The sequence below is a fragment of the Vibrio pacinii DSM 19139 genome, assembly GCF_000711795.1.
GTDB classification, from domain to species: domain Bacteria; phylum Pseudomonadota; class Gammaproteobacteria; order Enterobacterales; family Vibrionaceae; genus Vibrio; species Vibrio pacinii.
This window is the reverse complement of sequence record NZ_JONH01000001.1, coordinates 42,327-63,310: the sequence shown is the minus strand read 5'-3', so window position 1 is coordinate 63,310 and position 20,984 is coordinate 42,327. Positions and strand designations below refer to the sequence as shown.

17 protein-coding genes are annotated in these 20,984 nt (G+C 45.2%); 8 read left to right on the top strand and 9 right to left on the bottom strand.

The features are described from left to right. Window positions 1–54 precede the first annotated feature (54 nt). Window positions 55–1,743 (bottom strand): NAD-dependent malic enzyme, encoded by a 1,689-nt coding sequence (locus tag BS19_RS00280; protein WP_038172509.1) that lies wholly within the window; start codon window positions 1,741–1,743, stop codon window positions 55–57. Window positions 1,744–1,898: 155 nt separating this feature from the next. Here BS19_RS00280 and BS19_RS00275 point away from each other — a divergent pair, with 155 nt between their 5' ends. The 3 genes from BS19_RS00275 to BS19_RS00265 all read left to right on the top strand — a co-directional run bounded on the left by BS19_RS00275 (window position 1,899) and on the right by BS19_RS00265 (window position 5,641). Beyond that, a complete protein-coding gene (locus BS19_RS00275) occupies window positions 1,899–4,244 on the top strand; it encodes a helicase-related protein (protein ID WP_038172507.1) in 2,346 nt (781 codons plus the stop codon). A gap of 211 nt (window positions 4,245–4,455) precedes the next feature. Then, a complete protein-coding gene (locus BS19_RS00270) occupies window positions 4,456–4,833 on the top strand; it encodes a hypothetical protein (protein WP_038172506.1) in 378 nt (125 codons plus the stop codon). Window positions 4,834–4,987: 154 nt separating this feature from the next. Continuing rightward, the gene (locus BS19_RS00265) at window positions 4,988–5,641 is read left to right on the top strand and encodes an outer membrane beta-barrel protein (RefSeq protein WP_038172504.1); all 654 of its coding nucleotides are present in this window, start codon (window positions 4,988–4,990) and stop codon (window positions 5,639–5,641) included. Window positions 5,642–5,707: 66 nt separating this feature from the next. Here BS19_RS00265 and BS19_RS00260 read toward each other — a convergent pair whose 3' ends face one another. From BS19_RS00260 to BS19_RS00250, 3 genes are all read right to left on the bottom strand, one after another. Beyond that, window positions 5,708–6,898, bottom strand: coding sequence for an amino acid aminotransferase (locus BS19_RS00260; RefSeq protein WP_038172502.1), 1,191 nt, complete (start codon window positions 6,896–6,898; stop codon window positions 5,708–5,710). 217 nt (window positions 6,899–7,115) lie between these two features. Next, the gene (locus tag BS19_RS00255; protein WP_038172500.1) at window positions 7,116–8,609 is read right to left on the bottom strand and encodes an HD domain-containing phosphohydrolase; all 1,494 of its coding nucleotides are present in this window, start codon (window positions 8,607–8,609) and stop codon (window positions 7,116–7,118) included. Between the two features lie 204 nt (window positions 8,610–8,813). Next, a complete protein-coding gene (locus tag BS19_RS00250; RefSeq protein ID WP_038172497.1) occupies window positions 8,814–9,113 on the bottom strand; it encodes a hypothetical protein in 300 nt (99 codons plus the stop codon). A 189-nt stretch (window positions 9,114–9,302) separates the two neighbouring features. Here BS19_RS00250 and BS19_RS00245 point away from each other — a divergent pair, with 189 nt between their 5' ends. Next, on the top strand, window positions 9,303–10,703 hold the full coding sequence (locus BS19_RS00245; protein ID WP_038173051.1) for an aminotransferase-like domain-containing protein: 1,401 nt from the start codon (window positions 9,303–9,305) through the stop codon (window positions 10,701–10,703). A gap of 81 nt (window positions 10,704–10,784) precedes the next feature. Further along, window positions 10,785–11,000: a hypothetical protein gene (locus BS19_RS00240; protein WP_038172495.1), complete on the top strand. Its 216-nt coding sequence runs from the start codon at window positions 10,785–10,787 to the stop codon at window positions 10,998–11,000. A gap of 163 nt (window positions 11,001–11,163) precedes the next feature. On the opposite strand, the gene asnS is transcribed toward BS19_RS00240, so the two are convergent. Both asnS and BS19_RS00230 read right to left on the bottom strand, forming a co-directional pair. Next, complete coding sequence (asnS, locus tag BS19_RS00235; RefSeq protein WP_038172494.1) at window positions 11,164–12,564, bottom strand: asparagine--tRNA ligase; 1,401 nt, start codon at window positions 12,562–12,564, stop codon at window positions 11,164–11,166. 180 nt (window positions 12,565–12,744) lie between these two features. Next, window positions 12,745–14,358 (bottom strand): methyl-accepting chemotaxis protein, encoded by a 1,614-nt coding sequence (locus BS19_RS00230; protein ID WP_038172493.1) that lies wholly within the window; start codon window positions 14,356–14,358, stop codon window positions 12,745–12,747. 292 nt (window positions 14,359–14,650) lie between these two features. Here BS19_RS00230 and queD point away from each other — a divergent pair, with 292 nt between their 5' ends. Both queD and BS19_RS00220 read left to right on the top strand, forming a co-directional pair. Continuing rightward, window positions 14,651–15,016 carry a 6-carboxytetrahydropterin synthase QueD gene (queD, locus tag BS19_RS00225; protein ID WP_038172492.1) on the top strand — a complete coding sequence of 122 codons (366 nt, stop codon included), beginning with the start codon at window positions 14,651–14,653 and terminating at the stop codon, window positions 15,014–15,016. 430 nt (window positions 15,017–15,446) lie between these two features. Then, complete coding sequence (locus BS19_RS00220) at window positions 15,447–16,601, top strand: amino acid permease (RefSeq protein WP_038172489.1); 1,155 nt, start codon at window positions 15,447–15,449, stop codon at window positions 16,599–16,601. Window positions 16,602–16,748: 147 nt separating this feature from the next. Here the strand turns inward: BS19_RS00220 and BS19_RS00215 are convergent, their stop codons facing one another. The 3 genes from BS19_RS00215 to BS19_RS00205 form a co-directional block, all read right to left on the bottom strand. Continuing rightward, entirely contained in the window at window positions 16,749–18,110 is a 1,362-nt protein-coding gene (locus BS19_RS00215; protein WP_038172486.1) for an L-serine ammonia-lyase, read from the bottom strand. A gap of 93 nt (window positions 18,111–18,203) precedes the next feature. Next, window positions 18,204–19,457 carry an aromatic amino acid transport family protein gene (locus tag BS19_RS00210; RefSeq protein WP_038172484.1) on the bottom strand — a complete coding sequence of 418 codons (1,254 nt, stop codon included), beginning with the start codon at window positions 19,455–19,457 and terminating at the stop codon, window positions 18,204–18,206. A gap of 277 nt (window positions 19,458–19,734) precedes the next feature. Beyond that, complete coding sequence (locus BS19_RS00205; RefSeq protein ID WP_038172481.1) at window positions 19,735–20,355, bottom strand: CoA pyrophosphatase; 621 nt, start codon at window positions 20,353–20,355, stop codon at window positions 19,735–19,737. Between the two features lie 84 nt (window positions 20,356–20,439). Here BS19_RS00205 and BS19_RS00200 point away from each other — a divergent pair, with 84 nt between their 5' ends. Then, entirely contained in the window at window positions 20,440–20,982 is a 543-nt protein-coding gene (locus BS19_RS00200) for a heme NO-binding domain-containing protein (RefSeq protein ID WP_038172479.1), read from the top strand. The last annotated feature ends 2 nt before the right edge of the window (window positions 20,983–20,984 follow it).

The following is a 20,984-nucleotide window of genomic DNA, read 5'->3' as shown; positions in this document are numbered from 1 at the left end:
CTGTCTAGAGTAAATCATAAAGAAAAAACCCAGCAGTTGCTGGGTTTTAATGGATTAGAACGCTGTGCGTTTGTAACGGCGATACACTGGCTGCCAGAAAGAGGCGTCGATGGCCTCTTCGAGAGCTTCGTCAGTTATCTCAAGCGCCACACCTTGCTCAATCGCTTTTTTGGCGACAGCGAAGGCGATTTTCTTCGAGACAGAATGAATCGCTTCAAGTGGCGGTAACAGTGGGCCTTGACCATTGATCGCCAGCGGAGAGCAGGTCGCTAGTGCGCGGCTCGATTCCATCAGCATTTCATCTGTCACGCGTTTTGCTTGTACGGCCAGAACGCCCAAACCAATGCCCGGGAAGATATAGCTGTTATTACATTGGGCAATGGCGTAGGTCTTACCATCATGAGTGACTGGATCAAACGGACTGCCTGTGGCAACCAAGGCCTCACCGTTAGTCCAACGTATGATGTCATTCGGGGTGGCTTCTACTCGGCTGGTCGGGTTTGACAATGGGAAGATAATAGGGCGCGCGCAGTGAGCGTGCATCTCTTTGATTACTTCTTCGCTAAACAGACCTGGCGCACCAGAAACGCCCACTAGCACGGTTGGCTTGGCATTGCGCATCACATCAAGCAGTGAAAACCCATTGCTTTCTGCTTGCCAATCGGCGGTATTTTTGTGCTTTTGTACCAAGCGTTGTTGGAAGTCGAGTAGGTTAGGCATGCCCTCTTGCAGTAAGCCCCAACGATCGACCATAAAGACTTGTGAGCGAGCTTTGGCATCACTAATACCCTCAGACACCATTTGTGCAATGATCGCTTCTGCAATGCCGCAACCAGCTGAACCTGCACCAAGGAAGGCGACGCGTTGCTGTGATAATTTACTGCCTGCCGCCTGACATGCAGCCAGTAGCGAACCAACAGTAACAGCGGCGGTGCCCTGAATGTCATCGTTAAAGCAACAAACGCGGTCTTTATAGCGCTCAAGTAGTGGCATCGCGTTCTTTTGTGCGAAGTCTTCGAATTGGATCAGCGCCTCTGGCCAACGACGTTGAACGGCTTGCATGAACTCTTCGACGAAGGCATCGTATTCTGTGCCAGTAATGCGCGGATGACGCCAGCCCATGTACATTGGGTCAGCCAGACGCTGCGGGTTGTTGGTTCCCACATCAAGAACGATAGGCAAGGTATAAGCAGGGCTGATACCACCACAGGCAGTATAGAGAGCAAGCTTACCAATAGGGATACCCATACCACCGATTCCTTGGTCGCCAAGGCCCAAAATACGTTCGCCGTCAGTGACCACGATGACTTTAACGTTGTGGTTCGAGGCATTGTTGAGGATATCATCGATGCGATCTCGGTTGGCGTAAGAGACAAACAGACCACGGCCACGACGATAGATGTTAGAGAAATTTTCACATGCCGCGCCAACCGTTGGCGTATAGATAATTGGCATCATCTCAGAAATATGATTTTGCACTAAACGGTAAAACAGAGTTTCGTTTGTGTCTTGAATATTGCGCAGGTAAATATGCTTGTCCATATCGTTTTCAAAGTTACGATATTGCAAATAAGCACGTTCTACCTGTTCCTGAATCGTTTCAGTATTTTCTGGTAGCAGACCTTCAAGGTTAAAAGAGCTTCTCTCTTGTGCGGAGAATGCGCTGCCTTTGTTGAGCAGAGGTGTACTCAGAAGTGCTGGGCCTGCATATGGGATATATAAAGGGCGTTTATCGTTATTCATTACATGCCTATAGTAGGGTTTCGGTCAACAGACCATCGGGAACAGGAACCTAAAAATGATAGGGATTCGTAGTCGTATTGTAAACTGAATATTCCTCCATTTTAACAAACTTTGCGTATATAATTTGCCGCTTCAACTCAATCTGCGTATTTGTCATGACACCTTTACCGATCGATATTCTCAAGCCTCAATTTGACCAACTCATTACTGATGATGATTTAATCATCGAAGCGGAAACTGGATCGGGAAAATCGACACGTCTGCCGTTATGGGCTGCTGAAAAAGGCAGAGTGTTGGTTATCGAACCAAGACGGATTGCTTGTACTTCATTGGCACAGTTTCTGGCGCAGCAATCAGGTCAACCAATAGGCAAGTCGATAGGCTACGCGATAAAACTCGACAACTGCTGTGATGAGCACACCCAAGTTGTCTTTGTTACTCCTGGGGTTGCTTTACGTTGGTATGCCGAAAACCGTTTGGCAGAATTTAGTCATGTCATTGTGGATGAATTTCATGAACGACGTTGGGATACCGACCTAATAGTCGCGCTGTTAAAAGGGCGCTCGTCACATCGATTGATCATTACCTCAGCGACGATTGAAGGTGAAAAGCTCGCTCACTACATTGGCGCGTCGCGTTTGCAAGCGCCGGGGCGCCAATTCGACGTTGAAATTGGCTATCGGGCAAAAGATACCAAGCAGTTACCGGATAGCCGTTCTTTAGACCAACGGGTTGTTGGTGAAGTTGAAAATAGTCTGCATACTCCTGGCGATATTTTGGTCTTTCTGCCCGGGAAAAAAGAAATAAATCAGTGCATGAGCCGACTGGCAGCAATAAAAGAGATAGTCGCCGTTCCGTTGCATGCATCAATTACCGATCAGCAACGTGAAATCGCACTCAACCAACAAGAGTATAAAAAAGTGGTACTGGCCACCAATGTGGCAGAGACCTCGTTAACCATTGCTAATATAAGTCTGGTGATTGACTCTGGGTTAGAACGAAGAACCGAGCAACGCAACGGAAGAACAACACTAAGTCTCAAGTCCATCTCTAAAGCCAGTGCTAAGCAGCGTTGCGGCCGCGCAGGACGAGTGATGAACGGCGTCTGTATCCGTTTATATGGTGAATTTGCAGCGTTATCAGAATCAACACCACCTGAGTTACACCGTGAAGCGCTCACTGAGGCGATGTTGGCGTCGGCTTGTTGTGGTTACTCATTGGATCAACTCGAATTTCTTGAACCACTACCGGCAAAGTCACTTTTGCAAGCGCAGCATATATTAACCGTAATGGGGGCGATTGACCCACACGGCTTAGCAACCGAGCACGGCCAGCGCCTTTATCCACTGCCCATTGATGCGCTTTACGCCGACTTAACCACTCGCATGCCAACTAAGGCACTGCAAGAGGCCATGGTTGATTTAACGGCGGTGCTAGCCACGCCAGCGACGTTATACCGACTCAATAATGATCAACAACAACGCCAACAATTGGATCAGCAAGAGCCATTGGGCTGTGATGCACAACTAGCAATTGCCTTGCTGCGTGGTCAAACGTTTTCAGCACTCACTGTTGACCAAGAGGTGCTAAAAGAAGCGCGTTTACTTTCGCAGCAAATGAGAGCGGCGTTTGAGTTACCTCAGTTGAGTGTTGCTTCTCGCTATCAGCATGCGCACTTGAGTGAAGCGATTGCAAAGTTGCACCCTGAATTGGTTTTTGTCCGCCGTGAAAAGCGTCGCGAAGCGTTTGGTAACGGTGAAATGGAGGTGCTGTTAGCTAGAGAAAGCCGACTGAAATCGGACCAAGAAGCGGTGTTGGTGTTAGATACTCACAGTGTGCCGGGTCGTGGCGTTAAACAGACTCTGAACCTTGCCACTATCACCGTCCCCTTAGCTTTCAGTCAACTGCAACATTTGGCCATCGGTGAGTGGCGGCAAGGCGATGTGATCCATCAAGATGATAAGATCTGGGTAGAGAGTGAGTTATATTATGCCGGTAGGGTGATTGCTACTTGCCAACAAGAAGCCAAAGGAGAGTTGGCGGTCACCCCCATTGTACAAGCGGTGCTGGCTAACGAACAATTTCCAGGCTTTGCCAAACAGCGCGGCCAAGAAATAGAGCATTGGAAACTCTATCTTGGTTTAGGATTGAGTGAGACACCACAAGAAGCTTGCGAGCTGACGTTTGAAACTTGGTTTACACAACAACTCTCGTTGCTTGAAATTAGTGATATCGAAGAGTTGGCGCTGTTTGAGCCACAAGATTTTGCGTTTAACGGTATTCCTGACTGGGAGTATGCCGAGTTTGCCCAAAGTTACCCGTTTGAGCTGTTGCTCGGTGATCTGAACTTAGATGTTGATTACCACATGGATAAGAAGTTGGTTCAGGTGGTTTATCGCGACGGGCTGAGAAAAGGCTACCCTAAACGCTGGGAGTTACCCAAGTGGCCAGGTTGGCGAATTCAGTTTAAAAAAGCCAGCAAAGTGATCGACATCCGCTGATGTGTACAGGGATATTATTCGATAAACAAAATATTACGCAACCGGTTACTTATATCTCTGAGATGTACATAGATTGTTACTTTATGGCGTTTTATATAGCTTTTTCAAACAAAGAATGGGTATAAAAGACCATTCTTTTATATCCTATTGCCATAAGGACGCGGATCTTGGATATTGGGTACATTGTGTTGCCGTTAACACGGGGGATGATATGGAACATCTGGGCAAGACAAGCGTTGTTTTTGACTATACTTCTTTTCTTGGCGCTTCATGCACTAAAAAATGGACGTTTTTAGAGGCAATGAGTACTTTTGCACCCATTTTTAGCTTGGCGTGGAAAAACACCATTAAAGAGTCGATAACGGTTGAAGATCGTTTGTGGCAACAGGCGATGAATAGCTTGTCTGCGAATCGCAGTGATGAGTCCAACATTCTCACTCTGCTTGAACTGGCAAAATTCGAAGGGGTGGAAGAGCTTAAGTTGGTGATGCCCTACGAGTTAGAGGATGAGCAAATAGAGCGGATGCGCCGTAAATCTGGCGTATCGATTCTGGCACTGACTCAAGATGAGCTCATGATTCGTTTTTAAACTGAAAAGATCTCGCAAGAGGTCTTTTTTTATTTTTGCTCGGATCAGATCATAGTTCTCAACTGTGGGGCAATAACTTGCAGCGCTTATGATCTATATTAAATGACATAACTACCTGACTCTTATCAGGGTATATGGATTGTACGAGGTTGTAATGGAAGTAAAGTACACACGTTTTATCACGCCATTTTTGCTCGCCTTCGCAGCATCGGCGACTGCCAATGGTGGTACAAATCAACTCAATTATGATTTTCTCTATGCAGATTTAAGTGCCGGTTCGCTTAATGAAAATTTAGGTGTGAATAACAATGTCACGGCGTTAGCGGTGGGGGGCAATTATCTACTCGCTGATAATGTGTTAGTGACACTCGATTACAGTGCACGCTTCATTCATCCTGAAGGCTTCACCACTGAGCTATACACATTATTGCCAGGTGTGGCTTATCGCTACCCTATTATTGACAAACTCGATCTGGTCGTCGGGGCTAGGTTAGGTTACTTGTGGGCGACACAAACTAAAGATGATACTCAGCAGAAATTATTTAGCGACAATGACTTTGTGCTGAGTGCGACCTTAGCATTGAAGTATGCCATTAATGAAAAGTGGGAGGTTGCCGCGCAAGGTGAAATCAACCATAGCGATTTCCTTGAAGAAAACGTCTTCCATTTTAGGGCGGATTACCAATTTGCCGAACGCTTTACTGTTGGTGGATTTTATACCCATCGTGATGGTGATTTTGAAACGACACGAATTAATGGTAACGCTTCAACTAACGAAGGGGGAGTATCACTTCGTTATCTTTTTTAGCCCCAGCATAGAAACCAAAAGAGCCAGCAATTAATTGCTGGCTCTTTTTAGTTAAATCAGCCGCGATTAAAGAACGGCTGCAATGCCTTTACATAGTGGTAGCATGTTGTTGCGCGTCATGCCTGCAACACTGATGCGACCCGAGCCGACAATGTAGATAGCAAATTCGTCTTTTAAGCGGTTGACCTGCTCTTTACTTAGACCAGAGAAAGAGAACATGCCATTTTGGCGCTCAATAAAGCTAAAGTCAGCGTCAACGCCTTGCTCTTTTAACGTCGTAACGAAGAGTTCGCGCATCGCTTGAATACGGTCACGCATCTCTTTCACTTCCTGTTCCCATTCAGCGCGCAAGGCTGGATTGTTAAGGATATGAGTAACAACAGCGCTGCCGTGTGCTGGTGGGTTTGAGTAGATAGAACGAATGATCGCTTTCACTTGTGAAAATGCGGTCGTTGCGACGTCAGCAGACTCAGCCACCAAGGTAAATGCACCCACACGTTCATTGTAGAGGCCAAAGTTCTTCGAGAATGAACTCGCGACGAGAATCTCTTTATTGTACTTGGCGAAAATACGCAGACCGGCGGCATCTTCTTCGACACCTTTAGCAAAGCCTTGGTATGCGAAGTCGAAAAGTGGCAGTAGTTTTTTATCGGCGATCAGTTTTGCTAATGTTTCCCACTCTTCAGCGGTTGGGTCGATGCCCGTAGGGTTATGACAGCAGCCGTGCAACAGAACGATATCGCCTGCTGCCGCTTTATCGAGATCCGCGAGCATTGCCGAGAAATCTTTGTCTTGAGTGTCTGCGTTGTAGTAGCTGTATTGCGCAGTTTCGATGCCTGCAGCAGTGAAGACACCGTTGTGGTTTGCCCACGTTGGGTTACTGATCCAAATTTTCACGTCGCCAAGTTGGCGTTTGATGAATTCGCCTGCAACGCGCAGCGCACCTGTACCGCCTGGAGCTTGCGCTGTTTTAGCACGTTTGGCGCTGACGATTTCAGCGTCTGCACCGAACAGGAGTTTTTGTACGGCGAGGCCGTATTCGGCTGTCCCTTCGATGGTTAGGTATGACTTGGTTTTCTCAGTTTCTACCAGTGCCGTTTCTGCTTTTTTCACCGTCGCAAGAACGGGGGTTTCACCTTGTTCATTTTTGTAAATACCAACACCAAGGTTGATTTTTTCTGCGCGCGGATCTTTTTTAAATTCTTCAGTCAGGCCGAGGATAGGGTCAGCCGGAGCAGCAACTACTTTTTCAAACATAATCGTCATCCATGTTAATCGAAGGGAGGATAGTAAATAACTTGGTTATTTATACCTTTCTAAGATGAACGAAACAACCGCAAAGCAAAGAAAAATCTAAAAATAGCAGCATTTTATAGCCACACTTCTCTTAACATGGATTTCTATATAAAAAGTCCCGCTATCAAACCGAGTAGCGAGACTTTATCTGTCTTGATGATGTTATTTTAATCAGACACTAGCTGGGCATGACGCCTTCTTCTAATGCGTTCTCACTGGCTTCCATGCTGCGATATTTGTCCGCAATGGCGACGAACTGCTGTTCAATAGCTAAAAAGGCTTCGACAACTTGAGGGTCGAAATGGTTACCGTTGCCCTGCAAAATAATCGATTTGGCTTTATCGTGGCTAAACGCTTTTTTATAGACGCGTTCAGAGATGAGTGCGTCATAAACATCTGCTAATGCCATCAATCGTCCTGAAAGTGGGATTTCTTGCTCTTTTAGCTGGTTTGGATAACCGGAACCATCCCACTTTTCATGGTGAGTAAGCGAAATTTCTTTGGCCAGCTGTAAGAAAGAGTTACTCCCTAACTGGCCTTCTGCCATGGATAACGCCTTAGCACCAATTTCAGGGTGTCCTTTCATGATTTCAAACTCTTCGTCAGTCAGTTTACCTGGCTTGAGTAAGATATTGTCGGGGATACCAACTTTACCCACATCGTGAAGTGGGGCGGATTTATAAAGTAGCTCAATATAGTTGTCAGTGAGCAAGTCTTTATAGCATTCAAACTGAGACAAGTGCATTGCCAGAGCGCGGACATACTCCTGTGTACGCAGGATATGCGCACCGGTTTCGTTATCTCTTGATTCTGCGAGCGCAGAAAGGCTGACAATAGCGACATCTCGAGTGGTTTTTACCTCATCTTGAGAGGATTCAAGACTGTCGAGCATTTGGTTTGTTAACGACGCCACCGAGCCCAACTCATTATGTTCAAAGATGGGCAGGCGCTTAGAAATGTTGCCCTGTGTGACTTCCATTAGAGAACGTTCGTGAGAGAGTAAAACACGATGCATTAATTTGCTCCACTGGACCATAATCGCGATGACATAGCCCCCTAACACCAAGGCGATATAAAGGAACTCTTTAATGACACTTATCTTGCCACTGCCATCTAGAATACGTTGTGGATTGTGCTCAAGCCAAAAAATGTCTTTGACTGCTACCATGGTTAACATTGTTGTCAGAGTGAACAGTAACAGGCTGATCAGCAATATCATCTGTTTTACCAACGATTGGCGTTGGCCGCTGAGTTCAAATTGCGCACGCTGCTGTTTATCTAATCCATCAAAGGTGGCGATTTTTGAGTCGAGTTGCAAAAGCAGGCCAGTAAAGAAACCAAACAAGGTCATACCGAACAGGACTTTAAGATTACTGTCTAGGGTGAAGTCGTAGTGAAGGTTGTAGAAAGCGGCGAGTATCAAACTGGCAAAAAACATCAATGTCGTGTCTAAACGGGCTTGTCGCTGTTGAGTCACTAAACTATGGTCGCGGAGTAGAAAGTGACGTATTAAAAATACCACGCCAAACGTTAAGGTAATGTGGCTGAACAATTGGGTAAAAGAGAGGGTTTCTAGCATTGGACACACTCGTCCAGCATAGATACCAAACACCACACCAGCTAATACATAGAGTTTGAGAGTTAATGGTGCATTATAAGGGGAATGTGTCATATCGAAGCCTATATTCTATGATGCATTGCGAGTTCAGGTTAGCAACGCAGAAAGAAAGTCGAGTAATCATCCATCTACTCAATACAAGACCGTTGATAGTATCGATTTATTGCATTTATTGATATGTTTTTGCAACTTAAGTGCTAAAGCTATAAAGCCAAAGCAAGTAGCGTTCGCACACCTTAAGAGGTGTGCGACAGGCAATTATTTTTTTAAATCGAGTTGAGATTCGACAGCATTCGCTTCAATGTCTGGGTTTTTATTTAGTTTGTCTGCTGCCCACTGATTGAGATGAGACAAAATGGCGGTAACGGCGTGTTTTTCATTAGCCGTTTCGCCAGCACTGACATCAAGCGCTTGCTTAGGGTGAGAGCCCATGGCATCTTCAGCAATATGCAGCCAGTCAGGGTGCCAGTAGTATGGCTGACCACTTGGTGCGATCCAACTGTGTACGCCGTTAGTTTCGCCTTTGTACTCGATGTGCGAGGAATCGTATTTTTTCATTATCATCTTGTCCCTAATGTAAGGTTGTTTTGATCACTTTAACCTGATAAATGTAACAAACTCGTCAAGTATTAATGTGATTTGCTTCAATAAATCGAGTTCGCCTAACACAATCACTTTTTGTGTCGTTGATTGGAGGCCGAGTTTGACTTGCTTGTGGTAAGCTGGCGCAGTGAAGCTGAGGAAGTTATGAACCGTTATCAACAGTTGGCCCAGACAATCCAAGTGCAAATCGAGCAGCAGGTATGGCGTCCAGGTGACAAAATACTTTCCATTCGTGCCGCGAGTAAAAGTTATGCAGTGAGTGCCGCGACCGTATTGCAAGCTTATCAGCGATTAGAGAGCGAAGGTTGGCTGATCGCGAAACCGCAATCGGGGTATTTCGTTGCATCGAGACTTGCACATCATCATGCGAAGCCAGCTTTACCTACCACAGTAACGTCGTATCACGATCAATTGTATGACTACCTAAAAGACAGCAATCAAGCCAGCATCGCGCTTGGGGCCGCTTTTCCTTCACCCGATTTGTTTCCATTGGCACTGCTCAATCGTCATTTGGCAAGTGCAGGGCGCAAGCTTCCTGTTGAAAGTGTGTTACATAGTATGCCTCCGGGAAATGAATCTCTACGCCGTAGCATAGCCCAGCGCTACCTGGCTAATGGCCTCACCGTTTCGCATCAAGATATTGTGATTACCTCGGGAGCGATGGAAGCACTTAACCTCAGTCTAGCCACGTTATGTAAGGCTGGTGATACTGTGGTGATTGAGTCGCCAGCATTTTATGGTGCACGACAAGCCGTCGAGAGACTGGGCTTAAACGCGATTGAGGTGCCGGTTGATCCTCAGTCTGGTCTCTGTCTCGCTTCCTTCGAGCGAGCGCTGCAATCTCAACCCGTCACAGCGTGCTGGTTAATGTCACGTTTTCAAAACCCAACAGGTGCTTGTTTAAGCGATGCAGGAAAACAGCGAGTGGTGGAGCTGGCAAATCAATACCATGTTGCGATTATTGAAGATGATGTTTACGCTGAACTTGGATTTGCTGCGACTTCGCTAAAACCATTCAAATATTATGACAAGCAGGATAGGGTGTTGCTGTGCGGCTCATTGTCGAAATCGCTTTGTCCTGGTTACCGTATCGGTTGGGTGGTCAATCAAGGTTTCAATGGCCAACTACAGAAACAGCAAATGCTATCAACACTGTCGGGTAGCGCTCCGGTACAACAAGGTATCGCGCATTATCTGCAACATGAAAGCTACGATAACCATTTGCGCAAATTACGTAAGACGTTGCAACAGCGTCAGGCTGATACCATCGCGATGATTAGACAATATTTCCCTGCTGATATCACCCTGCATAGTGCCGAGGGCGGCTACTTTGTGTGGCTAGAATTGGCTGACGATATTGACTGTTATTCAGTCTACACTCAGGCATTGGCCGATGGAATTTCTATTGCATATGGTGGTCTGTTTGCTAGCAAGCCCCAATACCGTCACTGCATGAGATTAAATGTGTCGTTAGCACCGAGTGAACAACTTGAGCAGGCTCTAAGACGAATAGGATTATTATTACGTCAGCAAGCAACTGCTTAGTCATTTTTCCGTTTAACTGTACCGTAACAGAATGTAGCTTGCGTGATTAAATAGTGTCATTGGAATCAATGAGGTACAAGTATGCAAGCAACGAGGAAGTCAACACGTGAATCTCGCCTGATCATCATTGCGGTTATTTGCGCAGCACTCTTAGTGTTTGGTCATGTTATTTTAGCGAAAGGGTTTGCTGAATTAATCTGGACAGAGTACACCGCGGCAGCGATCCCTTTTATTATATTCGGGCTTTGCTTATACAGCATCCGTTACGCTGCAATAGGGCCAGATGACAAGCAGTAATGGGTGTTTTGCTTAATCATTTAGGTAAGAGGCATCAACAACAAATATGCTGAAACTAGCTGATTACACATCGGTTCTCTAATTTCTCTAATAGCGATAGACACAAAAAAGCCTTCACGATATGAAGGCTTTTTTACACTATAACCTAACGTTGTGCGCCAAGTTAGAAGTTAGCTGAGCGTGGCGTACGTGGGAAAGGAATCACATCACGAACATTGCCCATACCTGTGACATAAGACACAAGGCGTTCAAAACCTAAACCAAAACCGGCGTGCGGCACTGTGCCGTAACGGCGTAGATCGCGGTACCAGTTCATGTGTTCAGGATCGATACCGACTTCACGCATACGTGCATCGAGAACGTCCAGACGCTCTTCACGCTGAGAACCACCAATGATTTCACCGATACCCGGTGCAAGGACATCCATTGCAGCTACAGTTTTGCCGTCTTCATTGAGACGCATGTAGAACGCTTTGATGTCTTTCGGGTAGTTCTTAACGATAACAGGCGCTTTGAAATGCTCTTCTGCAAGGAAGCGCTCGTGCTCAGAAGACATGTCGATACCCCATTCAACAGGGAACTCAAACTCACGACCTGATTCAATCAAGATTTGAATCGCGTCAGTGTAGTCAACTTGGGCAAAGTCAGATGAAACAAACTGCTCAAGGCGTGTAATGGCCTCTTTGTCGATACGTTGAGCAAAGAACTCAAGATCATCGCGGCACTCAGCAAGTACGGCTTTAAACACATACTTAAGCATATCTTCAGACAATTTAGCTACATCGTCGAGATCAGCGAACGCAACTTCTGGTTCAACCATCCAGAATTCCGCTAGGTGGCGACTGGTGTTTGAGTTTTCAGCGCGGAAAGTAGGTCCAAACGTGTAAACTTTGCTTAGCGCACAAGCGTAGGCTTCTGCGTTTAGCTGACCTGATACGGTTAGGAACGTCTCTTTACCGAAGAAATCTTCGTTGTAATCGACATTGCCTTGCTCTGTACGAGGTAGGTTTTCCATGTCTAGCGTTGATACGCGGAACATTTCACCAGCACCTTCAGCATCAGACGCGGTGATAAGTGGTGCTGACACCCAGAAATAACCTTGTTCGTGGTAGAAGCGGTGAATCGCTTGTGAAAGACAGTTACGAACACGCGCTACTGCACCGATCACGTTTGTACGTGGACGTAGGTGTGCAACTTCGCGAAGGTATTCAATTGAGTGACGAGTTTTCGCCATTGGGTAAGTTTCTGCATCCTCAACCCAACCGACTACTTTTACATCAGTAGCCGCTAACTCAAAATCTTGGCCCTTCGCAGGAGACGCAACAATCTTACCTGTTACTTCAACAGAGCAGCCAGTGGTTAGCTTGAGTACTTCGTTATCGTAATTATTCAGATTATTAGGGACCACGGCCTGAATCGGGTCGAAACAAGAGCCGTCATAAATGGCGAGAAAAGAGATTCCAGCTTTGGAATCACGACGTGAACGGATCCAGCCACGAACAGTCACTTCACTGTCTACTGCTAGCTGACCTTTCAAAACGTCTGATACAGGCGCGTAAGTCATGTTGTAAATATTCCCCATTGAGATGAAAATTCAACCCAATGTGACATTAGTTTACGAATAAATAATGAACAAACATTGGGTTGGATAGAATTCTAGTACTTCAATGTGACATATTACCTTTCAATTACTAAGCTTCAACCTTTATTGTCGTTTAGTCGGACAAAAATAGCCGATAAAGGGTTATTTTTTGGTTGAAAGGGTGAATTGATCAAGCAGAGCCTCCAAATGTTCGGAAAGTTGCTCAAGATTCATACTGATATTATGAGTTTGAGCCGCGGACTCGCTAGTTTGGTTGGCATGTTTGGTAATGATCTGCACTTTACCCTGTACCTCCTGACTGATGGCCGCGGACGTATTGGTTTGCTGTTCGATACTGTTGGCGTGTGACAGTGCTTGTTGCATCTCTTTTACCACTCCCGACATCGCTTGTGAAAGCTGCTCAATTTCTGTCGAACGCTGGTGGGCAGTACTACATACACTGTCAACAGAGTTCAACGAGGTTTGGCTGTCATGTTGGAACTGAGAAATAATGGTTTCGATGCTACTGGTGGCCTCTGCGGTACGACTAGCGAGATTACGTACTTCATCGGCCACGACCGCAAAGCCGCGCCCTTGTTCGCCCGCGCGCGCCGCTTCGATCGCAGCGTTGAGTGCCAGTAAATTGGTTTGTTCAGCAACGCCTTTAATCACTTCAAGGATACTTGATACTTCAGAAGTTTGATTATTGAGGGAAACGATACTGTCTTTGACGTGTTCAATATCATCGACCAAGGATTTTATATCATGGCTGGCGTTGTGTGCTTGCCCAGCACTTTGATTGGCAATGGTAGTGGTATGGGTGATCAAAGAAGAGGCGTCTTTGGTGGCTTGCTCGACTTGAACCTGCTGCGCTTGCATATTTTCGATGTGGTCTTGAACGTCTGAGGTTTCGCGTTGCTGATTGTCGGCGGCAGAGTCAGTCATCTGAGCCACCTGAGTCAGTTCAGTCGCGCTAACCGCCACTTTATGCGAGGTGGTTTGAACTTGTTCAAGGCTGTCGTTCACTGTATCCATAAACGAGTTAATCGCGCCAGAAAGCTGGCCGATTTCGTCTTTTTGCGTAGCGTCTAGGCGTTGGGTTAAATCTTTTGTTGCGCTCAAGCTTTGCATAAACCCGGATGTTTTTTGAATCGGGCGAACAATTATCTTACGAATCAGTGCCATAGTAATAAGGAAGCCGACGAAACCAAACGCAGACATGATTGCTAAAGCGATAAACGCTCGTTGACTGATTAATTGATTAACATGAGAAAGGTTGTACTCAAGTCGAATCGCGCCCAATACTTCACCTTCTGCGGCCATATGGCAGGCCACGCAGTTAGTTCCGCGGTAGTTTTCACTAGACTTCATCGGCAAAGCAACCACAATCCCTTTACCCCAATCGGCAGAAATTGGCTCAATCACCAATTCGCCCGCCAACGCACGTTGGTCAATTTCATCAGTTGGAACTTGATTGTCCTGACCCGGACCGTACAGTTTGCTGACGGCATCGGCACGCAAGACTTTGACTTGCTCGATACCGTCTTGTGCCAGTGCTTTCTGGCGCAATGTCTCTTTTTGAGCCATGGTTCCGGTTAGCATCATCATATTTAAGCTATCGAAATAATTGCTCGCTTTATCGTGCAATTGTTCACTTAAAACGGAGTTGATAAGTTCACGTTGTTGGAGGTATTGGTAGGTTGTTGATGCGACCAATACCAGTCCGAACACGGTTAAAAGGGTGATAAGCAACTTGGTTGTAATTGTTAAGCGCATGATAGACTTATTATTTAGAATTATTGGAATGAACTTAAAAGATCTTGTCTTATCTACTAGCAGAAAAAAAGATAGCGAACTTTATACTGTGACCTTACTCTCTTCAAGGGTATTGTAAATGTGATGTAAGCGTAATGTAATCAAAAAATTGACGCGGTAACGTGAAATTGACGTGCTAGGGGCAGGGTATCGTTTAATCGCAGAATAAGTGGACGAATGTCGAGAGCAAAGCTTGTCTCACTTGTCGTTATTCCTTAGTATTGCGTCTGTTTTGACAAGCCTGAGATCTAAGATGAAAACAGAATTATACAAAGAGTTTATGTTTGAAGCGGCGCACCATCTTCCGCATGTTCCGGAAGGCCATAAATGTGGTCGTCTCCATGGGCACTCTTTTTTAGTTCGCCTTTATGTTGAAGGTGAGGTGGATCCACATACAGGCTGGGTGATCGACTTTTCTGAGATTAAAGTCGCCTTTAAACCGATTTACGACCGACTTGATCATTATTACCTAAATGATATTAAAGGGTTAGAAAACCCAACTAGCGAAGTCCTTGCTAAATGGATTTGGAATGAGCTGAAACCAAGCTTGCCACTCCTGAGCAAAATCGAAATCAAAGAAACCTGTACCGCAGGTTGTATCTATAAAGGCGAAGCCTAACGGTTAATCGAAAAGCGAAGCACAGACTTCGCTTTTTTATTACCATTAACTGCCTGAACTTTAGTCACTTGACTGCTCGTCCGTTGCAATCGTTTGTTTTGACGATAAGATAAAAATATCTCGATGTGAGATGACATAGAGCATGAAGCGCTATTATTTCAGCCAGCGGATGGTTGTTTGTTAGGATACCAAAGTGATTTTCAAAATAACGACACCGATAATAGAGCCGACAGAAGGATCACCCCATCGCGCGGTTTTCATTTGCCAATATTCCTTATCATCACTGCTTTCCCCACTTTGCCGCAGCCCCTATTTAAAGTCCTATTCATTTTCTCGCTTTAGCGCCTTGTATTGATCATTGCATTCTATACCCGTGCTCAAAATACCCACATACAGTCAAAAATAATTAATTATTACGGTTTTACAAAAAATGAATACAAAACTATTGGGCAGTGCGCTCATTGTTTCGGGGACCGCTCTTGGTGCCGGTATGCTAGCTATACCTATGGTATTAGCTCAATTTGGCTTGGCTTATGGCTCCTTGTTAATGGCCTTTATATGGTTTGGTACCACTTATGCCGCGTTGTTGTTACTTGAAGCGACCATCAAATCAGATGGTGGCATTGGGCTTAATTCGATCGCGAGAAAACTGTTGGGCCGAAGCGGCCAATGGCTAAGTAACAGCCTGCTGTATGCGCTGCTTATCTGTCTGCTAATGGCTTATATTCTGGGTGCTGCCGATTTGTTAGCACAATTATTATCCAGCGTTGGCCTAACTCTGAGTCAGGTTGAAAGCCAAGTAATGTTTACCTTAGCGGCAGGTGCAATCGTTACCTGTGGTACGGGCGTGATTGACAAGCTTAATCGCGTGCTGTTTATGGTGATGATCTTGTGTTTAGTTTTAACACTCGGCGCGCTTTTACCACAGTTTTCTTTTACTGCGTTACAGCAGGTGAGTAATCACGATCACTTTAGTTTAATCGAAACCAGTTCGGTGCTATTCACCAGTTTTGGTTTTATGGTCGTTATCCCAAGCTTGGTGACATACAACAATGAAGCGACCGACAAACAGCTAAGAAACATGATCATACTTGGCTCAATTATTCCCTTAGTTTGTTACTTGTGTTGGTTGTTTGCCGTGGTAGGGAGCTTGCCAGCACAACAATTGAAACAGTTTACTAATGTGTCTGAATTGATGAGCGTTTTTCAGCAGCAAACCCCATGGATAGGGAACGTATTGTCACTGTTTACTGGTTTGGCGTTACTGACATCATTTTTTGGTGTGGCGATGGCATTGTTTCATCAAAACAGTGATGCGCTGGGTAGTAATCGCACGCTGATTTACGTGGTTACCTTTATATTGCCATTGCTTGGCGCGATAGGGGCAGCGGATAAGTTTTTGTCAGTACTGGCTTATGCGGGGATTATTCTCGTGTTGTTAGCCGTTGGCATGCCGTTAATCATGGTGATAAAAGCACGCAGAGCAGAGATCATGTCGCAACGATATCGAGCTGAAGGTGGTACGTCCATGCTGATCTTTAGTTTATTGTTTGGCGTGTTTCTTATTACCTCACAGCTGATGTGATGCAATAAAAGAGCTGCGGTTGATCTTATCTTGAATAGGGTAAACCGCAACGGAAAATGGGTAGGATTTCATGTTTGATATCTGGTAACAATCCATAAAAAAGCCCGAACAAATGCTCGGGCTTTTTAGATTATACAAGGCGGGTATTTAGCAAATAACTTTGATTGCTAAGCCACCTTGGGAAGTCTCACGGTATTTTGCGTTCATATCTTTACCTGTCTCTAGCATGGTCTCGATAACCTTATCTAGAGAAACGGTTGGAGCAGAAGAACGACGTAGCGCCATACGAGTCGAGTTGATCGCTTTCACAGCAGCAATGCCGTTACGTTCGATACAAGGTACCTGAACTTGGCCAGCAACAGGGTCACACGTTAGACCTAGGTTGTGCTCCATGGCAATTTCTGCTGCCATGCAGACTTGCTCAGGGCTACCACCCATAAGCTCTGCAAGACCAGCCGCAGCCATCGAACACGCAACACCCACTTCGCCTTGGCAACCTACTTCAGCGCCTGAAATGGATGCGTTACGCTTGTACAGACCACCAATCGCGCCAGAAGCAGCAAAGTAGCGGATGTAATCTTTTTCAGTAACCGTCTGAATGAACTTGTCATAGTAAGCCAGTACCGCAGGGATGATGCCACACGCACCGTTGGTTGGTGCTGTCACAACACGACCGCCTGCTGCGTTCTCTTCGTTAACAGCAAAAGCAAACATGTTTACCCAGTCAACCACAGTCATCGGATCGTTGGTGGTTTTCTCTGAAGTAATCAGTTGCTGGCGTAGCGCTGCTGCACGACGCGGCACACGTAGGGGACCTGGCAAAATACCTTCGGTATTCATACCGCGTTCCATACACTCGCGCATGGTTTTCCAAATCTTGGCAAAATAAGTATGTGATTCTTCTTCAGTATGTAGTGCAGCTTGGTTCTTCATCACCAAGGTACTGATAGAAAGGCCACTCTCCTTACATTGCTTCATTAGCTCTTCAGCGCTGGTGAATTCGTAAGGTGCTTTAACTGGATTTTGTTCTTCTTTACCGAAGTTTTCTTCATCAACGATGAAACCACCGCCGATAGAGTAATAAGTCTTTGAATACGCTTTTTCGTCATCGACCCACGCGTGGATCTGCATGCCGTTTTCGTGTAGTTCAAGGTTGGTAGTATGGAAGTTCATACCACCTTCTTTCGGGAACGATACTGTGTGACAGTGCATGCCAACAGGAAGGCGCTCAGTTTCTTCTACGCGAGCAATAAAGCCCGGAATAGAGTCGATATCAACTTTCTCTGGCGTATTACCAGCAAGACCCATAATGATGGCGATATCGGTGTGGTGACCTTTCCCTGTCAGTGATAGTGATCCATAGACGTCCACGGTAATTTTAGTGATGTCGCGCAATTTTCCCATTGAACGTAAATCATCAATAAATTCTTTACCCGCTTTCATTGGGCCTACAGTGTGTGAGCTTGAAGGACCAACGCCGATCTTATAGATGTCAAAAACACTAATCATATCGATTACCTCAAAACTAAGCCTCCCAAGGGTTGGGAGGCTTATTATTATCGTTATATTTTTGGCTTAATCAGACTGTGTAAAGTCTTAAGATTAAAGAGCGCCGTAGATTACAGAACTAATTGCAGCAAGACCACAGATAGTTGTGAAAATCTGTACGGGTGCAGAAGTTTTGTACTTCGCCATCGCTGGCACTTTATGCATTGCGAATACAGGCATTAGGAACAAGATACCCGCGATCATTGGTGCGCCCATTGTTTCAATCATACCTAGGATACTTGGGTTAACGATAGCTACGATCCAAGTAGTAATGACGATGAACAGCAGTGACACTTTTTCAATTTTTTTGACTGATGCGCTAGAGCGAGACTTAACTAAACCAACCAAACCTTCGTGAGCGCCTAGGAAGTGACCAAAGTAGCTAGAAGTGATTGCTGCGAATGCAACCAAAGGACCCATGTAAGAGATCAGCGGTGATTCGTGAACGTTAGCAAGGTAAGAAAGCACTGAGATGTTTTGCTCTTGCGCCATAGCAAGTTGCTCTGGAGACAGTGAAAGTACTACAGAGAAAACGAAGAACATTACGAAGCCCATCAGCATCATTGCTGCGCCGCCCGTGATCGCGTCGGTTTTCTTCACTGCGTCATCACCGTATACACGACGTTGCTCTTTAGAGAACTGTGAGATGATTGGGCTGTGGTTGAAAGAGAACACGATGATTGGGATTGCTAACCAAACGATAGATGGCATTGCAGACCAATCCGGTGCGACAGAAACCATTGAGCTGTTCCAGTCTGGGATAAGGAAGAAAGATAGCGCAAGCAAGATAGCGACAAGTGGGTAAACCATCGCTGACGTTGCTTTTAGCATCAATTCTTTACCAAATACCACGCCCGCTGTCATGGCCGTGATAAGTGCACCAGACAGTAACCAGCGTGGAATAGATTCCATACCGACTTGATTAACCAAGAAAGAGTCAACCGTGTTGGTGATACCAACGCCGTAGATAAGAACGATTGGGTAGATAGCGAAGAAGTAAGCGAAAGTAATAAGGTTTGCGCCAGTCTTACCAAAATGTTCTTCAACAGTGTCCGTAATGTCAGCTTCAGGGTTTTTCGCAGAAAGCACGAAACGAGCAAGAGATTTATGCGCAAACCAAGTCATTGGTGCTGCGATTAGAGCAAGGATAACTAATGGCCAAAAACCACCAGCACCTGCTTTGATTGGTAGGAAAAGTACGCCAGCGCCGACCGCAGTACCAAAAAGCGACAGACACCAGGTGAAGTCCTTGTAATTAAATTTACTAGACGATTGTGTGGCAGAAGCCACTGTATTAGCAGTATTCATTTTGTGATACTCATTTTTGGGAACAGGAAATAAGTCGGGTGCAATTCTGCAGAATTTCTTTACATGAAAAGTAGATCTAAGTCATGAATTGATAAGAGTTATAATAGGATATGTCAAAAATAGGTTTTTGCTCACGAAAATGATGTGCTACTAGTGATTTATGCTAATACGTGGCATTAGAAAAACTAATGATGTTATGAATTTGTTTAATCGATGTCGATAGAAAACGATTGCTATATTAAAAAACAATTTACCTAATGTGACGGATTATCAAGAGCTAGTCGGTTTTTTCGCTACTATGCATAATCTGTTTTTGCATCGCATCGATAATTTGTGCTGTCATTCCCCAAATAAAGTGGTTTTGATAGGATAAACCAAATACGCGATGGCAATAGTTGTTGATTAAGAACTGCTCACTGTGCAATTTCTGAGTATCTAAAACGACGTTAGCCGGGACTTCAAACACTTGGTCGACTTCGTTGTGATCGATCTTGGTTTGATAGTCAGAAGCGATAAAAGCGACGAAAGGAGTGACCGTGAACTTACTCACTGTCACTAGCTCAGGTAACTGACCAAGAATTTGTATTTTATCTTGGCTAATTCCCACTTCTTCATAGGTCTCCCTCAGTGCGGTGGTGGCCAAATCACCATCACTAAGCTCATATTTGCCTCCGGGAAAGCTCACTTGACCTGGATGGTGTTTAAGGTGGATCGCTCGGCGAGTAAAGAGTACGTGTAAGCCGTTGTCTCTTTCAACAAAACCAATTAGTACCGAGGCTTTTCTTAGCTTACTCGGTTGTAAATGCGCAACACGTCGGATCGCCTCTTGATGATAGTCAACGGTCTTGTGCAATTGGAAGCGCTGAATTAGGCTGCTTTTATTTAACTCAGACAACACGTTAGCTCCTAGTGCAATTTGAAAATGTGAATAAAATGACTCATGCTTTTGGTAAGCAAAAATCGCGTAAGGATAGCGAAACGGATGAAAGGAATTATATTCACCGAATTTATGGATTTAGTTGAACAGCAGTTCGGTCTTGAAGAGCTAGACGCTGTTCTATCTCAAGCTGAAGACAACGGTGTCTACACCACAGTAGGTAGCTATGATCACAGAAACCTAGTTAAGCTCATCGTCCAATTGAGTCAGCGTACCGGCATTTCCCCTCAACAACTGCAACGTATATTCGGTCAGTCCGTCTTTCACAATTTATATCGCACCTTACCTAGTAATAGTAGTCTACAGAATTGCAAATCTACCTTTCAATTCATAAAGTTGGTTGAAGACTATATTCATGTCGAGGTAAAAAAACTCTATCCAGATGCCAAACCACCAAGGTTTGAGTTCTTATCCGACTCGCAAACGAAGTTAGTGTTTGATTACATAAGTGCTCGTTGCATGTCACATGTTTGCCTTGGATTGATCGAAGGTTGCGCTGAGTACTATCAACAAAAAGTGGCGGTTGAAATGGAGAACCAAAGCGAAGATGGTCACCAAGTTCGGTTTATGGTCACTTTAGTTGAGTAATC

Excerpts from the sequence above, each read along its gene's own strand:
- BS19_RS00280 (WP_038172509.1), bottom strand. The coding sequence starts at position 1,743 with ATGAATAACGATAAACGCCCTTTATATATCCCATATGCAGGCCCAGCA.
- BS19_RS00275 (WP_038172507.1), top strand. The coding sequence starts at position 1,899 with ATGACACCTTTACCGATCGATATTCTCAAGCCTCAATTTGACCAACTC.
- BS19_RS00270 (WP_038172506.1), top strand. The coding sequence starts at position 4,456 with ATGGAACATCTGGGCAAGACAAGCGTTGTTTTTGACTATACTTCTTTT.
- BS19_RS00265 (WP_038172504.1), top strand. The coding sequence starts at position 4,988 with ATGGAAGTAAAGTACACACGTTTTATCACGCCATTTTTGCTCGCCTTC.
- BS19_RS00260 (WP_038172502.1), bottom strand. The coding sequence starts at position 6,898 with ATGTTTGAAAAAGTAGTTGCTGCTCCGGCTGACCCTATCCTCGGCCTG.
- BS19_RS00255 (WP_038172500.1), bottom strand. The coding sequence starts at position 8,609 with ATGACACATTCCCCTTATAATGCACCATTAACTCTCAAACTCTATGTA.
- BS19_RS00250 (WP_038172497.1), bottom strand. The coding sequence starts at position 9,113 with ATGAAAAAATACGATTCCTCGCACATCGAGTACAAAGGCGAAACTAAC.
- BS19_RS00245 (WP_038173051.1), top strand. The coding sequence starts at position 9,303 with ATGAACCGTTATCAACAGTTGGCCCAGACAATCCAAGTGCAAATCGAG.
- BS19_RS00240 (WP_038172495.1), top strand. The coding sequence starts at position 10,785 with ATGCAAGCAACGAGGAAGTCAACACGTGAATCTCGCCTGATCATCATT.
- asnS (WP_038172494.1), bottom strand. The coding sequence starts at position 12,564 with ATGACTTACGCGCCTGTATCAGACGTTTTGAAAGGTCAGCTAGCAGTA.
- BS19_RS00230 (WP_038172493.1), bottom strand. The coding sequence starts at position 14,358 with ATGCGCTTAACAATTACAACCAAGTTGCTTATCACCCTTTTAACCGTG.
- queD (WP_038172492.1), top strand. The coding sequence starts at position 14,651 with ATGAAAACAGAATTATACAAAGAGTTTATGTTTGAAGCGGCGCACCAT.
- BS19_RS00220 (WP_038172489.1), top strand. The coding sequence starts at position 15,447 with ATGAATACAAAACTATTGGGCAGTGCGCTCATTGTTTCGGGGACCGCT.
- BS19_RS00215 (WP_038172486.1), bottom strand. The coding sequence starts at position 18,110 with ATGATTAGTGTTTTTGACATCTATAAGATCGGCGTTGGTCCTTCAAGC.
- BS19_RS00210 (WP_038172484.1), bottom strand. The coding sequence starts at position 19,457 with ATGAATACTGCTAATACAGTGGCTTCTGCCACACAATCGTCTAGTAAA.
- BS19_RS00200 (WP_038172479.1), top strand. The coding sequence starts at position 20,440 with ATGAAAGGAATTATATTCACCGAATTTATGGATTTAGTTGAACAGCAG.